Here is a 20,941-nt window from a genome sequence, read left to right on the forward strand (position 1 = left end):
AAGCCATAAAGGTTCGCCAAAGGCGCAACCGCGGCAATTAATTTCCCTGGAGTCCCGCCATGAAAAAGATCACCAGCGTGCAGTACCGGAAATCGGCTGAAAGAAGGATCCAGCTCAAAGCCGGCACCGGTTCCCACTGCCCCACCAACGGCTTCTGGCGTCCAGAGGACGCGCCCGCCACGGAACCGGTCTTCGTGTTCGAGGGAAGCATGATGCCACCCGGAAAACGCGGCTCCACGATGTGGTACCTGGACGACGCCCAGGTGGGACCGCCCGCCCACCTGCTGCCCGGCATGAACTGATCGGCTCATTGACTTTAGAGCGGCAAGAGGAAAGGCCCGGGGTTCCGAAAGGAACCCCGGGCCTCTGTCGTATAAACCCCATCGATTGCTGAGTATCTGCCGTTATGAGGGCTCAAAACGGCAATTACGCAGCAATCGATGGGTGTGGAGCTACAGCGCTGGCTCCAGTTCGGCGTCCTCCACCAGCAGGCCCTTGGCCTTCAGCACGTCCGTCAGTTTGCACAACTCGATGGTGGTGCCGCCTTCCTTGTAGCGGCGGATGAGGTCGTCCTCAGCGTCCACGCGCGCCTGCGACAGCTTAATGACTTCCTCGATCTCATCCTTGCGGACCACCACCACGCCGTCGGCATCACCCAGCAAGACATCGCCCGGGTAGACAATTTCGTCGCCGAACACCAGCGGATGGTTGATGGGGCCAATGGTTTCCTTGACGGTCCCCTTGATGCAGACACTGCCGGAGAACACCGGCAGTCCGAGTTCAATCAGGTCCTTGGTGTCGCGGACACCCGAATCCGTGACCATACCGGCCAGGCCTTTCGCCTTCATGGCGTTGCCCAGCACGTCGCCAAACGTCCCGGCTTCCTCGTACTCCCCGGCTGCCACCAGGACAACGTCGCCCTTCTGGGCGTAATGGATGGCCACCTGGAGCATCAGGTTGTCCCGCGGGGCGCAGACCACGGTGACGGCGGGGCCGCAGAAGGACATGCTGCGGTCGATCGGCTTGATCTTCGAACTCAGGGCACCTTTGCGGCCCTGTGCTTCGTGGACTGTGGCGGAGGAGAACTTGGAAAGCCGCTGAACGGCGTCTTCGGAAGGCCGGTCGAATTTCGTCTTGACGTGGATCATGGGGTGCTCCTGTTGTTGGAAAGCGTGGGTAATGTGATAGTCGGGTCAGGCCAGAGCCGTGACGGCCTTTTCGATGGCAGCGATGGATTCCTCGATCACCGGCAGCCCGGTGGCGTAGGAAATCCGGAAGTAGGGGCTCAGTCCGTACGCCGAACCCTGGATGACGGCAACAGACGCCGCTTCCAGCAGGTACAGCGTGAAGTCCTCGTCGTTGGTGATCTGCCTGCCGTCGGGCGTCGTCTTGCCGATGACCCCGGTGCAGTTGACGTACGCGTAAAAGGCACCTTCCGGCGTCGTGCACTGCAGGCCCTTGACGGCGTTCAGCCCGGTAATTGCCGCATCGCGCCGTTCGCGGTACACCTCGACGCTCTCGCGGACGAATGCCTGGTCTCCGGTGAGAGCCGCGGCGGCAGCTGCCTGGCTGATGGAAGACGGGCACGAGGACATCTGGGACTGCAGCTTGTTGATGGCAGCCACCAGGGCCGCCGGTCCGCCGGCGTAACCCAGCCGCCATCCGGTCATCGCGTAGGCCTTGGAGACCCCGTTGGTGACCAGCACACGGTCCTTAAGCTCAGGGGCAACGGCCACGAGACTGGTGATGGGCTCATTGCCGAAGTGGATCTCGTCGTAGATCTCATCAGTGAGGACGTAAACGGCAGGGTGGTCCGTGAGGACGGCGGCCAGGCCTGCCAGTTCTTCGCGGGAGTACACCGCTCCGGTGGGGTTGGAGGGCGTGTTGAGGATGACCCACTTGGTGCGCTCCGTCAGTGCCCCTGCCAGTACCTCAGGGGTGAGTTTGAAACCGGTGTCCTCACCACAGGAAACGATGACGGGGGTGCCTTCGTTGGCGAGCACCATGTCCGGGTAGGAGACCCAGTACGGTGCGGGAACGACAACCTCGTCGCCTGCATCGAGTGTGGCCATGAACGCGGTGAAGATGACCTGCTTCCCGCCCCCTCCGATGGTGATCTCGCCGGGCCCGTACTGCTGGCCGGTTTTGCGATGCAGCGTCTGCAGGATGGCCTTTTGCAGTTCGGGCGTCCCGGTGACCGAGGTGTACTTGGTTTCACCGCGGCCGATGGCTGCGATGGCAGCGTCCTTGATGTGCTGGGGCGTGTCGAAATCCGGCTCGCCGACCGTCAGGTCCAGGATCCGGCGGCCCTCGGCCTTGAGTTCCCGCACGCGGGCCGCCGCGGCAACGCTGGGTGAGGATTTGATACGGGTTACGCGTGATGCGGGCACGAATTCAGGCATGGTTTCTTCCAGGCTTCCGGTACGGATGAGGGTGGCTCATTCGAGCCTAGGGAAGGAGCCGCCCTCTTGGATAAGACCTAAAGTGCGTGGACAGATAAGCAGCCCTTATGACAGGAGCAGCCAGAACTTTCGCCTATTGCTCCACGCACTTTCGGTATTGCCTTCCAGGCTTGCCGACGGCGTAACCTCCAGGGTGGATAACGGGCCCGATGAAGGCACAGCATCGGCCCCCGCGACGCCTTCCAGGCCGGCAGGCCGAACCGCGGGAGAGGTACGCCCGCCGGCGTGAAGCCGCGCGGGCATGGAAACACCAACGGAGACAAGGAGCAGAGGTGCCCGGCAGAGAGATTAAGGAACGGATACCTCCGCGTACAGCCAGCACCGGGACGGGCGGGGCCGGCGTAGCAGCGTACCGGTACCGGGGCGTCCCGAAGCCGGACCCCGCCCCGGCCCGCGCCCAACAAGCCCTGGCCATGCTGGCCCAGCTGCGGACGACCCTCGCACTTCGCTCCAGCAGGGTACGTGCCCTCACCGCCGAGCTGGGTGACTGCCTTGCCCAGGCCGTGTGCGATGGTGTGAAGGTTGCCGCCGTCGCGAAGGCCGCCGGCCAGCCTGCCGCCAGTATCCGGTCTGCCACGCTGGCACGCGGCGAGCTGTACCCGTCCGGCCAAACCCGAAGCGGGCATCTTCACCTCATTGCGGGATTGGCTTCGGAGCTGGCGGCAGCCGAAGGCGCCCGGAGTGATGCGGAAGAACAACGAACGCAAGTACTGGCCCTGGCCAGGAAAGCCCAGCTCCTTGACGACTACCAACTTGCCGGGGCAAGCGGCCTGAAGTCCGACGAAATCCGCAAAATGACCAGGGGCGTCGGCTTGCGTGTGGCCCAGCCGCAATGATCGTCCCGGCTGATCCGCTGCCGGCGGGCTTCCGCCCTCCCAAAGAGTCCTCATGCGTCGCCCACCTCGGCCTGGCGGGCCGTGTATCAACTGAGGCGCACTCGTCATACCAGTCCCTTGCCCGCCGGTATGGAGGAGTCCCGGCGCAGCTTTGCCTCTCCGCTCTGGCGACGACTGGCAAGCAAGCGTAGCGTCTTTTCCAAGAGGCCGCCGCAAGCACGGTGTCTGCTTTTCGGCGCTTCGGTGAGCCGCGGAGGAGGCCGGAATGGTGGGATGGAATGCGGATACGGCCGCCGGTCCGCTAGGAGCCGGCTCTATGACGTTGGTCGAGGGCTCATCCTTCTGTATTTCGTCATCGAACGGGGATATTCAGGCCGATCGTCCGCATGGCCTCTTCGTGGCTGACGTCAGGATCCTTTCAATCTGGCGACTGACAGTGGGCGGACAGGCGCTTGAAACACTCACGGCGGAGACAAAGGAGCCCTTCCGTGCAGCATTTGTAGCAAGGATCCCACGGTCCGATGGCTACGCGGACAGCCCACTGATCGTGGAACGGCTGCGGGAGGTCGGGGCCGGCCTCCAGGAGCAGCTCACCATCTACAACTACTCCCAGGAGCCGGCCGAGTGCCTCGTCGTCCTGGAAGTAGGGGCCGACTTCGCGGACCTCTTCGAAGTGAAGGAAGCACGGATCCGGCGACGGTGGGAGGAAACACAGGAAGCCGACGATGGACTGCTCACCATTCGGGGCAGTTGGCAGGACGTCCGCAAAGGCACCGCTATCCACGCACCTGGTGCCGAAATTTTCGGTAACACCGTCCAATATCGGGTGTCAGTACTCGCTCATGGGCAATGGAGCACGGTCCTGACCGTTCTGCCCACTGACGATGGAGACCACGCACCGGCTTTCGCCCATTCCGGGGGAGACACCCTGTCCCCCCGAGACCGCCGGCGGCGGGAATGGGTGGCAAAAATCCCCATACTGCAGGTGGCCAACCGTTCGGTGGAACGGACCCTGCGCCGCAGTTATGACGATTTGGGCGCTCTTAGAATCGAGGACCCCGACCATCCGGAGCGGGTTGTCGTCGCCGCCGGGGCACCCTGGTTCATGACCCTGTTCGGAAGGGACTCCTTGTGGGCCTCGGTGATGGCGTTGCCGGTAGACCCGTCGCTCGCCTTGGGCACACTCCAGACCCTCGCCGACCGCCAGGGCTCCGTGGTGGACCCTATGACCGAAGAGGAGCCAGGCAAGATCCTCCACGAGGTCCGGCTCGATGTCTCCAGCGGCCTGTCCTTGGGCGGCAAGTCGAACTACTACGGCAGCGTGGACGCCACTCCCTTGTTCCTGATGGTGCTTGGAGCGGTGAGCCGGTGGGGATTCGCAGCCGATACCATCCAGGCTCTCTTACCCCACGCCGACCGGGCAGTGGACTGGATCGTGAACTACGGCGACAAGGACGGCGACGGCTTCGTTGAGTACCAACGGCTCAATGACCAGGGACTGATCAACCAGGGATGGAAGGACTCCTGGGACGGCATCAACTTTGCCGATGGAACCCTGGCGGAGCCGCCGGTCGCGCTTTGCGAGGTACAGGCCTACGTCTACGTCGCCTACCTCTCACGTGCATGGCTGGCCTACGACGCCGGTGACATCACCTTGGGCAAAGACCTCACGGGCCGCGCTGCCCGGCTGAAGAAGCAGTTCAACGAGCAATTCTGGATCCCCGAGCGCGGCTACTACGCCATCGCCCTCGATGGCAGGAAACGGCAGGTCGATGCCTGCGCCTCCAACATGGGACACTGCCTGCTCCAAGGCCTGATCGACGACGACAAAGCCCCCCAAGTCGCCGCGCATCTGATGTCACCGGAAATGTTCAGCGGCTGGGGCGTACGCACCCTGGCCAGCAACATGGGCGCCTACAACCCGGCCAGCTACCACAACGGGTCCGTCTGGCCCCACGACAACGCCATCATCGTCGCAGGGCTCCTCCGGTACGGCTTTGTCGCCGAAGCGCAAAGAATCGCCACCGGCATGATGGACGCGGCAGAGTTCTCCGACGGCCGCCTGCCGGAACTGTTCTGCGGCTTCAGCCGGGACCACCTCGCCACCCCCGTTCCATACCCCACCGCCTGCTCACCACAGGCGTGGGCAGCCACCGCACCCATCCAGATCGTGTCCAGCCTGATGCGCTACGACCCGGTCGTGTCAGCCGGTGGAGTGTGGCTCGATCCCGTCCTCCCCCATTCCTTCGGGGACCTGCACATTTCCAACGCCCCGCTTGGCAACGGCCGCATCACCATCGATATCGCGGACTCCCTCCCCTCCATCAAGGGACTACCCCCGGGCATGGTGCTTCATCGCGGCCACCGACCCTGGATGTCCGAACTGGTCGAGGAAGCGGTGCGACGTCGTGGAAACACCCGCCCCACGGCAAACCCTCGTTAAAGTCCCCGTTCCACGGCGGGCTTCCTGTTGTCCAAGGTCTCCGGTTCTTCGACTCCAAGCCATAACAAATCGCTATGTAGGTACATAAAAGCCGACTTTGTGTGACCCACACCGCAAACGTTAACTTGATGTCTGGGGCCGCCGCAAAGCCGTAAACACGACTTGCGAGAGAGCTCACAGCAGGACCAACCGGATATTCCACCCGAGATCTTTTTCCGAGAGCCCAGATGCAGCGGCAGCCGGTGTTCACCCATCACCAACGGAGACGAAATGACAGAAACCACACTTCCCAGGAAGACCCCGGTCAAAGCCGCAATCGCGGCCTGGATCGGCACGACGTTGGAGTACTACGACTTCGCGGTGTATGGCACCTCGTCGGCGTTGGTTCTGAACGTCCTCTTCTTTTCACCCGAGCTGCCCCAGGGCCTCAGCGTGCTGCTCGCCATGATCACCTTCGCGGTCGGCTACGCGGTACGCCCCCTCGGCTCCCTCATCCTGGGGCCGTTGGGTGACCGCCGCGGCCGCAAGTTCGTCATGATGATCACACTGTTCGGCATCGGCGGCTGCACCTTCCTGATCGGGTGCCTGCCCACGTACGCTCAAATCGGTCCTCTTGCTCCGGTCTTGCTCGTGCTAATCCGCGTCATCCAGGGACTGTGCCTTTCCGGCGAGCAGCCCAGTGCCATTACCATGAGCCTGGAGCATGCTTCCGAAGGCCGACGCGGGTTCCTCGCGAGCTTCACCACGTTGGGTTCCTCCTCAGGCACGCTGCTCACCCTGCTGGTCTTCATCCCCATCGCCGCTATGCCCTCGGAGCAGTTGCTGAGCTGGGGTTGGCGGCTGCCGTTCTGGGCCTCCGCCATCGTGGTCGTCGCTGCATACCTGATCCGCCGCCACATCCAGGAGCCGCCCGAGTTCGTAAAGGCCCAGGCCGCCAACGTGAACGTTGCCCCACTCCGGCATCTTCTGCGCTTCCACTGGCGTGCGGTGCTGCGGATCGTATTCTGTGCCCTCATCGCGGGCACCAGCTACATGATGCAGACCTTCTCGGTAGCATTCGGGACCGCCGGGTACAAGCTGGATAAGCCAACCATGCTCCTGACGACCACAGTCTCGGCCGTGATCGCCCTCGGAATCACGCCCCTGGCGGGATTCCTTGTAGACAAGATCGGCCGCAAAACGATGTTCCTTATCGCAACGGGCGGTGCAGGCATCACTATGGTGCCCTACCTGTGGTCAATTACGACCGGCAACTGGTCGCTGATCTTCCTGTTTGGCATCATCAACTATTCCCTCTTCTACTCAATGGTGAACGCGTCCTGGCCGTCATTCTTCGCGGAGATGTTCCCCGGCCGGCTGCGCGTCTCCGGGCTCGCCCTTGGCACCCAGATCGGCTTCGCCATCTCGGGCGTCATCGGCCCCGTCCTCTCGACAGCACTCGCTGGCCCCGACCTGAAAGATTGGATCGGACCGTCCATGGTCGCGCTCGGGTTCATGGTCCTGGCAGGAATTTCAGCCCTCACCGCCAAGGAGACCAAAAAGTACACGCTCAAGGAGCTCGACGAGGTGCAGCAGAGCGAGCGGGAAACGTCCGTCCTCACGGCCGCGGCCATGTCCCCAAGCACAGCTGCCCGCGGCCTCGCTGGTTAGCCCGAAAAGCAGAGGTGACAGGTTATCGCCCCTGAGCTGATCGCCTACCAGCTGCACGGGCCACGACATTGATTCCGTTGTGAACAAAGTGAAGACCTCTTAGTGACGGCCCCAACACAGCCATCCACTAAGAGGTCTTCCTGTTCCGCCTGTAATGCCCCCTGGCTGTACTGCCCAGGGACGTTGGTCGGGTGAATGCGAGGACCCGCGGGAGCCGTTGACCCAAGGGTGAGGACCTGCGTCTGCACGAACTTGAGGTCCGGGACCTTGCCCAGGGAACCCAGCACTGCCCCGGCGTTGAGGTAGGGAAGGATGACGCCGTCGATGCTGTCAGGCCGCCCGGGACTTGGAAGGTAGGCATGAATTCAAGCATGCCAACATTCACCTGCCGCGACGGCTCAATGGCGTAATCAAGGGCGTTAACAATGTGGTCAGGACTGGGGCCCAGGCACTAGGCGAGGTCCGAGCAGTCCTCGCCGGCGCCACTTTTGCTCTTGACTTAGCTGCAACGGCGTTCTAAATTCAAGATATTCGTTTTTAGAGCGAGGTTCCCATGACTATTCACCTGCGGCCTCCGGCGCATGGCACCGCTTGCCAGACCCGGCTGCGCCAAGGCCGGACGGCATGACATGGACTGGCAAGGATGGGGACTGTTCGGGCTCCTGGCCACTGCAGTCCTGACGATCATCATGATTGCGGCCCAGATGGCCGGCTTGACACGGCTGGACCTGCCACTGGTCCTGGGCACCCTGGTGACACCCGATCCTGACCGGGCACGTGTTGCCGGCTTCTTCATCCATCTGGCGGTCGGCCAGATGTTTGCCCTTGGCTATGCCGCGGCGTTCGCCCTTCTGGGCCGGGCCACCTGGTGGATCGGCGCGTTGCTGGGCCTGCTGCACGTGGCGGTGGCCCTCACGGTCATCCTGCCGCTGCTGCCCGGCGTTCACCCAAGAATGGCATCCACCCGGGCGGGCCTGGCCACCACTGCCGTGCTGGAGCCGCCTGGACTGCTTGGTTTGAATTACGGCATCCAGACGCCTGCAGTAGCCATCGTGGCGCATGTAGCCTACGGGGCCCTGCTGGGGATTCTGCTGAGGGCGCTGTGAGCAGGCCGCTATGAGCATCGCATTCGAGCGGAAGCGCTCCCGTTCGATGGAAGAATCCTCCGTGACCGAGCCGCCGAAGCCGCAGCCCGCCGTCGGCCCCTTCCCCGGCCCCGCACCCGCGCCCGCACCCGAGCCCTCGCCATGGCAGCCCGCTGCCATCGCGGACTACGGCATGCTCGGTGACACCAGGACCGCTGCCCTGGTGTCCTCCAAGGGGTCGGTGGACTGGATGTGCGCTCCGGCGTTCGACGGCGAGCCTATCTTCGGTGCCCTGCTGGGCGGACTGGAAGCAGGCCAGTTCGTCGCCGGACCCGCCGGACCCGCCCACCTGCTCCAGCGCCATTACCGCGGGAACACCGCAACATTGGAAACAACGTGGTCCACTGGCGGGGCCCGGCTGACGCTCACCGAAGCGATGGTTGCTGAAGTGTCCGGCGCCTTGCTCCCCACAACGCTGCTGGTGCGGCGGCTCAGCGCCCACGGCGGCCCGGCAGCCGCCGTCGTCCGCTTTATTCCACGGCTGGGAGAAACGCATCGCGTGCCACGGACCAGCCGGAGGGCGCGGGACCTCGTGTGTGAATGGGGACCATTGGCGTTGTCGCTGGGCTCCAGCGAGGGGTGCCCGCTCCCCGACGGCGAAGAAGAGACACTGGTGGTGCACCCCGGCCGTCCCGTGACCCTGGTGTTGTCCGTCGCGTACGGCGAGCCGCTGATCCACGTTGACCCCGAGGCGGCCTGGCACCTGGTGCTTGAGGACGAGCGACGGTGGGAGGCATGGTCGGAGGAGGTGGACGCTGACATCCCGTTCCGCGAACAGGTCCTGCGGAGCCTGCTCACCCTGCGCCTGCTCACCTATTCACCGTCCGGTGCCCCAGTGGCAGCACCCACCACGTCGCTGCCGGAAAATCCCGGCGGCATCCGGAACTGGGACTACAGGTTTGCTTGGCCGCGGGACGCCAGCATCGGTGTCGCCGCATTCCTGCACGCGGGCAAAACGGATGTGGCCCTGAACTTCTTCGGCTGGCTGCTGCACGCGAGCCGGCTTCAACGGCCCCGGCTTCCGGCACTGCTCACACTATCCGGCCGGCCGGTCCCCCGCGAGCGCGAGTTGCGTGGCTGGCCCGGGTATTCAGGGAGCGTACCGGTGCGCACGGGCAACGGGGCGGCTGGGCAGCATCAGCTGGACGGCTACGGGTGGGTGCTGGACGCGGCATGGGTGCTGGTGCAGGGCGGCCACCGGCTGTACTCGGAGACCTGGCGGGCCATGCGCGGATTCGCCGACAGGGTGGCCGCGTCCTGGGCCGCCCCGGATGCGGGCATCTGGGAAATCCGTGATGATGCCGCGCACCACGTCCACTCCAAACTCATGGCGTGGCTCGCCCTGGACCGGGCGCTGCGCATTGGCGCCACCCACCGCCTAAGCGCCCGGCAGCGGCAGCGCTGGCTGTCCGCGCGGGACCAGCTGGGCACGGAGATCCGGGGCAGGGGCGTCGACCCCGGGCGGGGCACCTACACGCGGACCTATGGATCAGCGGACCTGGACGCGGCACTGCTGGTTCTTCCGTTGATTGGGCTGGAGGACCCGCAGGCTGATGTTGTCCGCCAAACCGTTGACGCAGTACGCGCCGAACTGAGTGCCGGCGACCCTCTCGTGTTCAGGTATCCGCCCGGCCAGGACGGCCCGGAAGGCGGCGAGGGTGCTTTCCTGCCCTGTTCCTTCTGGCTGGTACAGGCCCTGGCCCTGACCGGCAGGTGCAGGGAGGCGGTGGACGCCTTCGGCGCGCTGCTGGACCTGGCCTCCCCGCTGGGACTCTTCAGCGAAGAACTGGATCCCGCCTCCGGTGCCTTCCTGGGCAATTACCCCCAGGCCCTTACCCACGCCGCCCTGGTCCAGGCCGCGCTGGCCCTAAGGAAAAACAGCCCCACCCGGAATGGGAATTAGTTGCGCCCATCCGGCGTTGTCGATCTGTCCAGAACAATCTGGACATCAGCAGCTGGACAGGAGAACACACCACATGTCAGTTGACTACGACGCTCCGCGGGTGGCTCCCGAGGAAGAGCCGAACGTCGCCCTGGAGGAGCTGAAGTCCGATAAGTCCGGCCGCCGGGAGGCCGCTCCCGACATGGACGAAACGGACCTCGCGGACAGCTTCGAGCTGCCCGGCGCAGACCTCTCCAACGAGGAACTCCTCATCCAGGTGGTGCCGGTGCAGGCAGACGAATTCACGTGCATGTCCTGCTTCCTGGTCCACCACCGCAGCCAGTTGGCCCGGGAAAAGGATGGAAAGAAGTACTGCAAGGAATGTGAGGGGTAGCAGGGGGCCGGCCACGTTTGGGTTTCAATCATTGGAATCCGGGCTCGTGGCCGGAGCGTGGGACAGCCATGATGTAGGTCACGCTCCGGCAAGTCCGGCCGACTGGAAAGAAGGAAACCCATGTCCCTCAGCGTTGAGGAAATGAACAAGCAGCTCCCGGCGGCCAACACGCTGCCCGGCGAGGCGGTCCCGTATTACATGGCGTCGGGCGAAGGCGCGCGCTACGAGATCAACGGCCAGCTGGTCACGGTCATCGCACGCGCCGCCGACACCGGGGGCATCTTCAGCGCAGCCTACATCTCCGGCGGCATGGGCGCTGAGTCCCCGTTCGTCAGCCACAAGGTGGAGCACAAGACGCTCTACGTTTTCGACGGGATCCTGCATGTCTGGCTGCCGGGCGAGAGCCGCATCCTCACTCCCGGCGACTCCGTGGTCATCCCGCCGAACACCCCGCACACCTACCGGATGGCCAGCCACTACACCCGCTTCCTGAACTGGATGACCCCCGGGGGCGGCGAGGCGTACTACGAGCGGGTGGGCACGCCCATCGACTCGCACGTCCCGCCGGTCCGGCCCGGCCACAAGGCCGGCCTGCAGGAGCAGGCAGAGGTGGGCGCCGAGTTTGGCATCACGTTCCCCGACGTTGAGCGTGTGGCGCCGTCGTTCAAGCACGACGCCGGCCTGCCGCCAACGCAGAGCCCGTACTTCCTCAGTGCCGGGGAGGGTGAGCGCATGGTCAGCTACCAGACCATGTTCACTTACCTGTCCCGGCCCGCCAACACCGGTTCCAACTACTTCGCCGTGCACACCAAGGGCGCCAAATCCCCCTACATTCCGCTGCACTTCCACTCCCAGCACACGGAGAACTTCCTCTGCACCGAGGGCCGGATGTGGCTCTACGCCAACGGCCGCGAGATGCTCCTGACGAAGGGCGATTTTGTGCACGCCCCCGCCGGGACCATCCACTCGTTTGCGCTCGATGCCCACAACACCCAGATGGTGGGCTTCCTGACGCCGTCGGTGTTCAACGGCTTCTTTGAGTACTTCAACGAACCCACCGAGGACTACATGTACACCGAGGGGGGCGAGCCCTACATGGACATGGAAGGCTTCGGCCGCGCCCAGGCCGAGATGGACCTGACCGTCGTCGGCCCCCCGCCCCAGCGCCGCACAGCACTGGACATCGCCTAAGCCACATCCATTGCTCCGTAATTGTCGTTTTAAGCACTGAAAACGACAATTACGGAGCAGTCGATGAGGGGTGGGTCAGGAGGCGGCTTGCCTGACCAGTTCGCGGCCGTAGTCGTTGCCGTTGGGGGTGCGGACCACTGTGTGCATGTGGAACGGGGCGGGCTCATCGTTACTGAGGAAGACGCCGGTGTGGTGGTCCAGTTCCAGTACCACTACCGGGCTCTGCACCCGGAAGTAGAACGCTTCCTCACCTTCCCAGCCCCCGATCCAGCTGAAGAACGTCTCACCGTAGTGCTCCTGGATCTCCCGGCGGCGGGCGGCACGGGGACCGTCCGGCAGGTAGGCGATGAAGTCCTCCACAACGGCGTCGAGCAGCTCCCGGGCGCGGGCGGGCATGCGCGCCACACGGATCCCCTCGTAAGGGATCACCCGGTTGTCCTGGAAGCAGCCGCCCAGGTGCCGCTCGTCGCCCGGGTGGAGGCGCCCTTCGGGCATGGCCAGGTCCACCATCTCCGCATAAACAACAGCGCGGGCCCGCAGGTCCGAAGGCAAGGCGGCCATCAGCTGCCGGGCCAGGGCGATGCGCTCTTTGAACACCTTGACGCCCTGGTGCGGGCCGGCGTCGATCATGTCCGGCTCGGCGCCCATGAACACCGGCGAAATCACCAGCTGCGTCCCGGCCACCAGGCAGTTCAGCGCCGCGTGGTGGCCGAACAGCTGCCACCCCCAAGGTTCGGTTTCGGACGGTTCCCCGTACAGGGCGAAGTTGTAGCTGAACTCGTTCAGGAGCAGCGGCAGCTCCACCAGGTCGCCCAGGAAACCGTTGATCCGCATCAGGTTCCGCACCAGCTCAAAACCGGCCGGGCTCAGCGAAGCCTCCACAACCCCCAGCACGGCATCCCGGACAGGAAGATCCAGCTCGTCCAACCGCAGCCCGGTGTCGTGCTGCATGAACTCGGGGTTGGCCCAGCTCTGCCACTCCGGCGCGTCCACGGCGTAGCAAAGCTTCCGGGCCTGGTCCGCGGTGACAGTGCCAAGCAGCTTCCGCGCCGCGGATACCATGTCCGCGGTAGGTGCTTCCTCCCCCGGCCGGGCCGGCACCAGGGGGTACAGGCCTTCCCGGCGGACGCCGTCATTGGTGATGCCGCTGAACGGTTGGGGATAGAGCTTCCGCCAGCCCTCGATCATGGGCCCGGCAAACGCATCGCTCTTGGCAAAGTCGGCGTACTCTCGGGCGTCCAGCCCCCGGATGCCCGCCACGCGGGGGTGGTCCGGGGCAAAGAGGAATTCACGGAATGACGGCGTCGACACGGGCGCTCCTGGTCTCGATGGAAGGTTCAGGTTCTTCAGGACGTGCGGGAGGAAAAGCCGGCGCCCAGCCCGCAGCGACGGACAACGCGCGGGCGGCCTCGCCCGGGGAGTTGCCGCGCCAGGCCACGTGCTGGTCGGGACGGACCAGCAGCGCACTTGCGCCCCACAATTCTGCGAGGTGCCTTCCGTCGTCGGAAGGCCCGACGGCGGCGACCGTCACCGGGATGCCCTGCCGGGCAGCGGCTGCCAGCACCGGCTCGAAAACCTCGGCGGCGGGCACCCCTCCCAGCGCCCCGGCGTCGGCCAGCAGTGTGAAGCCCGCACCCAGGGCGCTGTACAGGGACCGGGAATCCGCCAGCCAGGCGTGCGGCAACAGGGCCCCCGGAGCAGCGGACGGAACGTACCGGATGGGGTCCTCGTCGGGGAGGGCCGAACCGTCCGGCACCACCACGGATGAACCGCCATAGTCGTAGCCCAGCACCAGGCCCAGGGAATCGAACTCGCTCTGCTTCACGGCGAGCGCCCGGTGCGCAGCCCCGCGGGCGGCATCCCCCGCAGACCCGGCCGCAACCAGCTCCGGGTCCGCGAAGTGGTAGGCAAGGGCCTTGCCGTTCTCCGCAGCGTCACGGATGGTGCGTGCAGCCACCGGCCGCCGCTCTTCCCCGTAGCTGGCAAGGAGTCCGGGCCCAGCCCAGCCGTTGATCGTGGCGGCGAGCTTCCAGGCCAGGTTGGCGGCGTCGCCGATGCAGGTGTTGAAGCCGTGGCCTCCCCAGGGCGGGTTGAGATGGGCGGCGTCCCCCACCAGGAAGACGTTGCCCCGGCTGTACTCGGGAGCAAGCAGCATCCGGGCCGTCCACGGGTCGGTGGCCACCACCTCGATCTCCACGTCCGCACCCACCAGGGAGCTGACCATCGCGGCTGCCTCCCCCGCAGTGACGGTGACGGACGGATCCACGCCCTGGACGATTGCCCACCACATGCCCTCACGGTCCATGGGTCCCACCATGCCCGAGGTCTCCGAGCCCACCACCCAGTACTGCACCGCCGGGTCCAAGGAGACAGCGGACGCCAACGACGCCGAGCGGAAGAGGATGCTGATGTTGGACAGCTCGGCGGAGCCGCCTTCCAGCCGCAGCCCCAGGCTGCGGCGCACGGCGGAGGACCCACCGTCGGCCCCCACAACGTATTCCGCGGCGATGATGCGTTCGGCCCCTTCGGAATCCATGACGACGACGGCGCAGGGTGCCGCGGCTGCCCCGCCTTCAGGGACACTGACGCCAGTGACGGTCAAGCCCGTCACGAAGGTCACCAGCGGGTGGTCTGCGACGGCGGCCCGGAGCACCTCCTCGAGGACGGGCTGGGGCACCTGCTGGCCGCACTCCGGCTGCGGCCCGTAACGGCCGGAAACCAGTTGGAAGGCGTTGCGGAACCGGCGCAGCTCATGGGCGGAAGGTCCGGTGAGGCCGGTGCAGAAGATGACGTCCTGGGCGTACTCCACCGGCAGCGGCGCCGCGTCCCGGAGGACCTCGGCGAGGCCCAGCCGGCGCAGGTGCGTCATGGTGCGGGCATTGGTGGTCTTGGCACGGGGCCGGGTGTGGTCCAGCGTGGTCCGCGGTTCAATGACGGTGCTGGGCACGCCGCGGGAGGCGAGGTCCAGTGCCAGGAACAGTCCGCTGGGGCCGCCGCCGGCGATCAGGACCTGTACCTCCGATGGCACGTCGGCAGTGTGATGGTATGCGTTCATCAGGCACGGCTCCGGAGCGAAAGACCGCCCACCGGCGTGGTCAGGGTGCCCAGCTTCTCGATCTCCACTTCCACGGTGTCGCCGGGCTGCAGCAGCCATTGCGGGGTGCGTGCGTAGCCAACTCCTTCGGGAGTGCCGGTGGCGATGACGTCCCCTGGGTGCAAAGTGAAGGTTTCGCTGATGAGCGAGATGATGGCCGGGACTGAGAAGATCATGTTCCGGGTGTTGCCGTTCTGGGCTTCGATGCCGTTGACGCGGGTGCGGACCTGCAGCCCGTCGCGCAGGTCGCCAACCTCGTCGCGGGTGACCAGGGGTCCCAACGGGCCGCTGAAGTCGCCGTTCTTTCCCAACGTCCACTGCGAGGTGAGCTTCTGGGCCCTGCGGGAAGTGATGTCGTTGAACGTGGAGTAGCCAAAGACGGCATCCGCCGCGGTGTCCTCGTCGGCGGACTCCACGCGGCGGCCGATGTAGGCGGCCACCTCGCCCTCCCAGTCCAGGCCTGCCTCGCCCGCGGGGACCGGGACGGGCACGTTGCCCACGGAAAGGGACGCGGTCCAGCGGGCGAACAGGGCGGGGTACGGCGGCAGTTCCTGGTCCTTGAAGCTGCCCTCCGCCGCGTGCGCCTTGTAGTTCAGCCCTACGCAGATCACTCGTGCGGAGGCCGGGACGAGCGGCACTTCGGTGACGCTGCCGCGCTCAAGCCAGCGGCCGGCGTCGGACGTTTCCGTGTCTCCCGCAACCAGCGCTGCCGCCTTGTCCTGCCAGCCCTCGGCGTCGGCCCAAAAGTCGTTGACGGACGTGAGCGGGAGGACGCGGGAACCGGCGAGCGCCGCTGCCCAGGGTCCGCCGTGGTGGGTGATGCCGATGAAGTGCATGGGAGGCCTTTCGGGTCTGGTCCGGGGTGCGCGTGCTCCCCCGGCATGGTGGTGCGGAATCAGTGCCGCATTGCCTGGCGGCGGAGGAAATCGATGGTGGCAGCTATGGCCTTTTCCGCCGCTTCGCTGCTCCCGTCCGGGTTGGCCCACATGTGGTCCGAGCCGTCCAGCAGGAGGAGTTCGACGTCGTTGCCCGCGCCTTCCAGTGCCTCGGCCAGCGATGTGGACTGGGCTACCGGGACGAACCGGTCTGCGGTTCCGTGGATGAGGAGGAAGGGCGGGGCGTCTGCGTGAATGTAGGTGAGGGGGCTCGCGGCCCTGGCCTTGTCCGGGGCGTCGGCGGGCTGCGCACCGATGAGCAGTGCTTCGCGCGAACCGGGATCATCCGCGCGGGCGACGGCGTCCGGCCGTGCCTGTTCACCCATGCGCAGCAGGTCGGTGGGCGGGTACCAGGCCACGACGCCGGCAACGGAGTCGTCGCCGTCCGGCCCGTCATTGCCAGCGTGGCCGGCAAAATCCGCTGTCCCCGCGGTCAGGCCCAGGAGGCTGGCGAGGTGGCCACCTGCCGAGTCTCCCCAGGCATAGACCCGCTGCGGGTCCACGCCGTATTCAGCCGCGTGGGCACGGAGCCAGGCGACGGCTGCCTTGGCGTCCAGCAGCTGGGCGGGGAAGGTGGCAACCGTGCTGAGGCGATAGTCGGCCGAGGCCACCACAAACCCCGCATCCGCCAACAGCTTGAGGGGGCTGAGCCCGAAGCCATCAACAGCGGGGCCCAGTGAGGACCGCTCCCCCATCCGCCAGCCGCCGCCGTGGAGGTGGACCACAGCAGGCCGGCCTCCCTGGTGCGTTTCTCCTGCGGGAAGGTAAAGGTCCAGCAGCAGCGGCTCCGCGTTCCGTGGCCGGGCGAACTCGATCCCCTTGAGGATCCGCAATCCCGTCATCGTTGACTCCATGTGTAGCGCGCCGTTTCTGTGCTGTGTTTACCGAACTGCTGAAGGGGCTGGCCCGGGCCCACACCGGCACCCGCGTCCATGGACTCAACTCTGGGCCATGCCTGCGACCGCACGCGCGGCCAGTTTCACTGAATGAAACTGGTTCGCTCCGCGCGGGAGCCTGCCCACGATTGGCGTGAGACGGGGTTGAACCTGACGTGGCGTCAGGTCCTACGGTTGGCGGTATGGAACAACCGGAAAAACCCCGCTGGAGCGTTGGCGAACTGGCGGCCGCAACGGGAGTCACCGTCAGGGCGCTGCACCACTACGACAACATCGGACTGCTCCACGCAAGCGACCGGACCGCCGCCGGCCACCGCCGCTACACCGAGCCTGACCTGCGGCGGCTCTACAGCATCCGGACGCTCCGCAGCCTGGGCGTGCCGCTCGGCGAGATCGCCCCGGTGCTGGACGAATCGGGCGGGAATCCGGAGTCCCTGCAAAAACTGTTGCTGCGGCAGCTCGATGCCTTGGGTGAGCAGGCGCTGCAGCTGGAGCAGCTCCAGCGGACCATCCGGGAGCTGCTGGCACGCCTCAGCGGACAGGGGCACGCAGAGCCCGCCTATTTCACGACCGTTTTGGAAAGGATGACCATGTTTGAGAACTACTTCACCGAGGACCAGCGCCGGGAGCTGGACGAGCAGCGTGCCCGCCTGGGCCGGGAAGCTGCGGATGAATCACGGACCGAGTGGGTGGGCCTGGTTGAGGAGGGCCTGCGGCAGGTCGACGGCGGTGTCCCCGCCACCAGCCCCGAGGCCCGCGAGCTGGTGCACCGCTGGGATGAGCTGGGCTCCCGTTTCCACAGCAGCGAGGGCACCAAAGCGGCAGCCCGCAGCATGTGGGCAGAGAACAGTGCCGAACTGAGCCAGGCCCTGCCGTGGACCGCGCAGCAGATGCAGGCGCTGGTGGCGCACCTGGAGGCGGCCCGCGGCACGGGCCAGGACACGGCGGCGGACGGCGGTCTCAGCTGACGTTTAGCTGACCAGGACCTGCGTGGCGGATTCCTTGAGCTTGCCGTTGGCCCACTTCATCTGGCGGATGGTCTGCGGATGGCACTTCTCGGCCAGGTCCAGCAGGTTGCGGTCTTTCATCCCCTGGGCGGCCTGCGCCAGCAGTTCCCAGTCAGCCGATACCCCGCAGGCCTTCAGGTAGAGCTCGCGGAGGTCGCGCAGCAGCAGCATTCCGGTTTCGGGACGCCGGCCCACCATCTCGCTGCCCTTCTCCCGGATCGTTTCCATCAGCCCTGCTTCGCTGCGCGGCTCCGGGTCCAGGTCTTGGCCGTAGTTCTTGGCGATGTCCGCAATGTCCCGGACGTGCTGCTGCGACCAGCGCGCCAGGTCCCGGGCAAGGTGGTAGATCTCGTGGTCCACCTTGTGCCGCTCGGAGATGACCAGCAGGTGGTGTGCCAGGTCATTCTCTGAGCGGTGCATTTCCTCCAGTACCAGCCCGAATTTCATCGTTCCCCTCCTGCCGTGCCGGCGGTCTCGTCGGCCAACGCGGTGGCTATGCCCTTGGTCCTGGCGTCGTCCGGGAAGTCGCCGGCCGGCGCCGAGGCGGTGTTGGTGGGCGCCGGGGAGGGCCCGTCACCGCCGGAAAGACGGGTAATGCGGGCTGCCGCCGTCTTGAAGATGGGCTGCTTGGAGGCCGCATCCCAGTCCGTGATGGTCAGTTCGTTCGCTGCCCGCCCGGCCCCGTCCGGCTGGTGTCCGCCCTTCGTGTCCCAGTAGCCGTAATGGAAAGGCAGGAACAGCACGCCGTTCCTGATGCCGCTGATCCGCACCTTCGCACGGACGGAACCGCGGGGTGTCTCCACCTCCGCAAGGTCGCCTTCGGCAATCCCATACGCGCCGGCGTCGTCCGCTGACAACTCAACCCAGACGTCCGGCGCGGCGGCCTGCAGCTCCGGCGCCCGCCCTGTCTTGGTGCGGGTGTGGAACTGGTAGAGCGTGCGTCCGGTGATGAGCTGGAGCGGGAAGTCCCGGCTGGGCAGCTCATGCGGCGGCATGTACTCGGCGGCCTTAATGATGGCTTTGCCCTCCGGGTTGAGCGCCTTGTACTCCTTGGGTTCCACGGGCGCGCCGGTGATGAGGTCGCGGCCATAGGTTTCGCAGTACTCGGGGTGCGCCCAGAACTTTCCGTCAGCGTAGATGCGTTCGGTACCGTCCGGGTTTTCCTCGTTGCAGGGCCACTGGATGCCGGAACCGCCGCGCAGCTTGTCGTACGTGATGCCGGTGTAATCGCACGGCCTGCCCCGGGTGCATTCCTTCCAGGCTTCAAACGCGGACTCCGAATCATGCCACTTGATCAGCGGCTGCCCGTCCTTGTCCTGCAGCCCCATCCGGTGCGCGTAATCGATGAAGATCTCCAGGTCGGCCTTGGCCTCGCCCGGCGGGTCGACGGCCTTCTCAGAGAGGTGCACGGTGCGGTCCACGTTGGTGAACGTGCCGGTCTTTTCGCCCCAGGTGGCGGCGGGAAGCACGACGTCGGCCAGCTGGGCGGTCTCGGACAGGAAGATGTCCTGCACCACCAGGAACAGGCGGTCCTGTTCCAGGATGCTGCGGATGCGTGCCAGCTCGGGCAGTGAGACGGCGGGGTTGGTTCCGCTGACCCAGAGCATCCGGATGGAGCCGTCCTCGGCGTACCGCATCATCTGCATGACGTGGGTGGGCGGCGAGTAGTGCGGGATGGACATGGGATCGATGTTCCAGACCCGGGCCAGGTCCTGGATGTGCGCGTCATTGGACCAGTTCCGGAAGGCGGCGAGGTCGCCGTCGGCCCCGCATTCACGGGTGTTTTCGGCCGTGGGCTGGCCGTTCATCTGCAGGATGCCGCAGCCGGGTTTGCCCAGCATGCCGCGGATGATGTTGACGTTGTTGACCTGCACGGCGGCGGCGGTGGCCTGGTTGGACTGGTAGAAGCCCTGCAGCACCGTGGACAGCAGCCGCTGGGCGTGGCCAATGATGCTGGCTGCCTCGGAGATCTGCTCCGCCGGGACACCGCAGATTTCCGCCACGAGGGCCGGCGGGTAGTTCTTGACCTCTTTTTCGAGCTCGGAGTACCCCACGGTGTTCGCCTGGATGTACTCCTGGTCCACCCAGCCGTTGGTGATGATTTCGTGCAGGATGCCGTTCATGAGGGCCACATTGGTGCCGGGCCGCGGGGCCAGGTGCACGGTGGCGGCCTTGGCCACGGGCGTCATGCGCGGGTCCACGCAGATGATCTTGGGCGGGTTGGGGCCTGCCAGCCGGTCCAGCATCCGGGTCCAGAGGACGGTCTGGGTTTCAGCCACGTTGTGCCCGTACAGGGCGATCACGTCGGCGTGGTCCACGTCCGTGTAGGAGCCGGGCTGGCCGTCACAGCCGAAGGATTCCTTCAGCGCCTCCCCCGCAGTGGCAGTGCAGAGGCGGGTGTTTCCGTCCACGTGGTTGGTGCCGATGCCTCCGTGGGCCATCGTTCCCAGGGTGTAGTACTCCTCGGAGAAGAGCTGGCCGGTGGTGTAAAAGCCGAGTGCGCTTGGGCCCTGCTCGGCCAGCAGCACCTTGGAGCGGTCCACGATGCGCTGCATGGCGGTGTCCCAGTCCGTTTCCACCAGCTTCCCGCCCTCGCGGATCAGGGGTTTGGTGAGCCGGTCCTTCGACCCGTTCGCCTGCCAGCCATACAGGTCCTTCGGTCCCAGCCGGCCGTGGTTGACCCGGTCCACGGCCCGTCCCCGCACGCCGACAATCTTGTTGTCCTTGACGGCGATGTCCATGGCGTCGCCGTTGGAGTGCAGGAGCGAGGCCGTCTGGACCCACCGGTCCACGTCTTCCGGCACCACCCCTTCGGCCAGGTGGGTGTCCACCCTGACCGGCCAATCACCGCCGCTGCCGTACGGCGTCCTGGTCCCCCATGGTTCAGCTATTCGGTCAATCCGAGCCATCTGTCCATCTCCTCGCAGGAACTGGTGGGCAGCGCCGAAACGGCGCTGTCCCTACCGGCTCCCGTACCCAGAATGGGCTGGCGGAAACGGTCGGCTA

Annotated in this window: 17 protein-coding genes and 1 pseudogene; 9 read left to right on the plus strand and 9 right to left on the minus strand. The window is 65.9% G+C overall.

What is annotated here, in order from left to right:
• Nucleotides 1–59: 59 nt before the first annotated feature.
• Nucleotides 60–302: a hypothetical protein gene (locus ACTHQS_RS19725; RefSeq protein WP_307487537.1), complete on the plus strand. Its 243-nt coding sequence runs from the start codon at nt 60–62 to the stop codon at nt 300–302.
• A gap of 150 nt (nt 303–452) precedes the next feature.
• Here ACTHQS_RS19725 and ACTHQS_RS19730 read toward each other — a convergent pair whose 3' ends face one another.
• Together ACTHQS_RS19730 and ACTHQS_RS19735 are read right to left on the minus strand one after the other, a co-directional pair.
• A complete protein-coding gene (locus ACTHQS_RS19730) occupies nt 453–1,148 on the minus strand; it encodes a 4-carboxy-4-hydroxy-2-oxoadipate aldolase/oxaloacetate decarboxylase (RefSeq protein WP_306863596.1) in 696 nt (231 codons plus the stop codon).
• 45 nt (nt 1,149–1,193) lie between these two features.
• Complete coding sequence (locus tag ACTHQS_RS19735; protein WP_440172256.1) at nt 1,194–2,402, minus strand: aspartate transaminase; 1,209 nt, start codon at nt 2,400–2,402, stop codon at nt 1,194–1,196.
• A gap of 332 nt (nt 2,403–2,734) precedes the next feature.
• Between ACTHQS_RS19735 and ACTHQS_RS19740 the strand changes: the two genes are divergently transcribed.
• From ACTHQS_RS19740 to ACTHQS_RS19750, 3 genes are all read left to right on the plus strand, one after another.
• A complete protein-coding gene (locus tag ACTHQS_RS19740; RefSeq protein WP_440172258.1) occupies nt 2,735–3,298 on the plus strand; it encodes a hypothetical protein in 564 nt (187 codons plus the stop codon).
• A gap of 265 nt (nt 3,299–3,563) precedes the next feature.
• On the plus strand, nt 3,564–5,741 hold the full coding sequence (locus ACTHQS_RS19745; RefSeq protein WP_440172260.1) for an amylo-alpha-1,6-glucosidase: 2,178 nt from the start codon (nt 3,564–3,566) through the stop codon (nt 5,739–5,741).
• Between the two features lie 270 nt (nt 5,742–6,011).
• Nucleotides 6,012–7,391: an MFS transporter gene (locus tag ACTHQS_RS19750; RefSeq protein WP_440172262.1), complete on the plus strand. Its 1,380-nt coding sequence runs from the start codon at nt 6,012–6,014 to the stop codon at nt 7,389–7,391.
• 328 nt (nt 7,392–7,719) lie between these two features.
• Here ACTHQS_RS19750 and ACTHQS_RS19755 read toward each other — a convergent pair.
• Nucleotides 7,720–7,824 (minus strand): annotated as a pseudogene (locus ACTHQS_RS19755) (SDR family NAD(P)-dependent oxidoreductase); the annotation flags it as partial.
• Nucleotides 7,825–8,020: 196 nt separating this feature from the next.
• On the opposite strand from ACTHQS_RS19755, the gene ACTHQS_RS19760 reads away from it, so the two are divergent.
• The 4 genes from ACTHQS_RS19760 (at nt 8,021) to ACTHQS_RS19775 (ending at nt 12,003) form a co-directional block, all read left to right on the plus strand.
• Complete coding sequence (locus ACTHQS_RS19760) at nt 8,021–8,497, plus strand: hypothetical protein (protein ID WP_440172264.1); 477 nt, start codon at nt 8,021–8,023, stop codon at nt 8,495–8,497.
• 10 nt (nt 8,498–8,507) lie between these two features.
• Nucleotides 8,508–10,439, plus strand: coding sequence for a glycoside hydrolase family 15 protein (locus ACTHQS_RS19765; protein ID WP_440172266.1), 1,932 nt, complete (start codon nt 8,508–8,510; stop codon nt 10,437–10,439).
• 73 nt (nt 10,440–10,512) lie between these two features.
• Nucleotides 10,513–10,812 carry a DUF4193 domain-containing protein gene (locus ACTHQS_RS19770; RefSeq protein WP_141158469.1) on the plus strand — a complete coding sequence of 100 codons (300 nt, stop codon included), beginning with the start codon at nt 10,513–10,515 and terminating at the stop codon, nt 10,810–10,812.
• Between the two features lie 120 nt (nt 10,813–10,932).
• Nucleotides 10,933–12,003: a quercetin 2,3-dioxygenase gene (locus tag ACTHQS_RS19775; protein WP_440172269.1), complete on the plus strand. Its 1,071-nt coding sequence runs from the start codon at nt 10,933–10,935 to the stop codon at nt 12,001–12,003.
• A 75-nt stretch (nt 12,004–12,078) separates the two neighbouring features.
• Here ACTHQS_RS19775 and ACTHQS_RS19780 read toward each other — a convergent pair whose 3' ends face one another.
• From ACTHQS_RS19780 to ACTHQS_RS19795, 4 genes are read right to left on the minus strand one after another with little or no spacing between them, the layout of a single operon-like run.
• Nucleotides 12,079–13,314, minus strand: a complete 1,236-nt coding sequence (locus ACTHQS_RS19780) for a DUF3500 domain-containing protein (RefSeq protein WP_440172272.1) — start codon at nt 13,312–13,314, stop codon at nt 12,079–12,081.
• Nucleotides 13,292–15,031: an FAD-dependent monooxygenase gene (locus ACTHQS_RS19785; protein WP_440172274.1), complete on the minus strand. Its 1,740-nt coding sequence runs from the start codon at nt 15,029–15,031 to the stop codon at nt 13,292–13,294. Before ACTHQS_RS19785 ends, ACTHQS_RS19780 begins: the two co-directional genes overlap by 23 nt.
• Nucleotides 15,032–15,057: 26 nt before the next feature.
• Complete coding sequence (locus tag ACTHQS_RS19790) at nt 15,058–15,933, minus strand: fumarylacetoacetate hydrolase family protein (protein ID WP_440172276.1); 876 nt, start codon at nt 15,931–15,933, stop codon at nt 15,058–15,060.
• Between the two features lie 59 nt (nt 15,934–15,992).
• Complete coding sequence (locus ACTHQS_RS19795; RefSeq protein ID WP_440172279.1) at nt 15,993–16,874, minus strand: alpha/beta hydrolase fold domain-containing protein; 882 nt, start codon at nt 16,872–16,874, stop codon at nt 15,993–15,995.
• Between the two features lie 236 nt (nt 16,875–17,110).
• Here ACTHQS_RS19795 and ACTHQS_RS19800 point away from each other — a divergent pair, with 236 nt between their 5' ends.
• On the plus strand, nt 17,111–17,896 hold the full coding sequence (locus ACTHQS_RS19800) for a MerR family transcriptional regulator (RefSeq protein WP_440172281.1): 786 nt from the start codon (nt 17,111–17,113) through the stop codon (nt 17,894–17,896).
• Nucleotides 17,897–17,899: 3 nt separating this feature from the next.
• On the opposite strand, the gene ACTHQS_RS19805 is transcribed toward ACTHQS_RS19800, so the two are convergent.
• Both ACTHQS_RS19805 and ACTHQS_RS19810 read right to left on the minus strand, forming a co-directional pair.
• Nucleotides 17,900–18,382, minus strand: coding sequence for a hypothetical protein (locus ACTHQS_RS19805; RefSeq protein WP_440172284.1), 483 nt, complete (start codon nt 18,380–18,382; stop codon nt 17,900–17,902).
• Nucleotides 18,379–20,844 (minus strand): molybdopterin oxidoreductase family protein, encoded by a 2,466-nt coding sequence (locus ACTHQS_RS19810; RefSeq protein ID WP_440172286.1) that lies wholly within the window; start codon nt 20,842–20,844, stop codon nt 18,379–18,381. The genes ACTHQS_RS19805 and ACTHQS_RS19810 overlap by 4 nt, the downstream gene beginning before the upstream one ends.
• Between the last annotated feature and the right edge of the window lie 97 nt (nt 20,845–20,941).

It is taken from the genome of Arthrobacter sp. SAFR-044 (assembly GCF_051965175.1).
Taxonomy (GTDB): Bacteria; Actinomycetota; Actinomycetes; order Actinomycetales; family Micrococcaceae; genus Arthrobacter.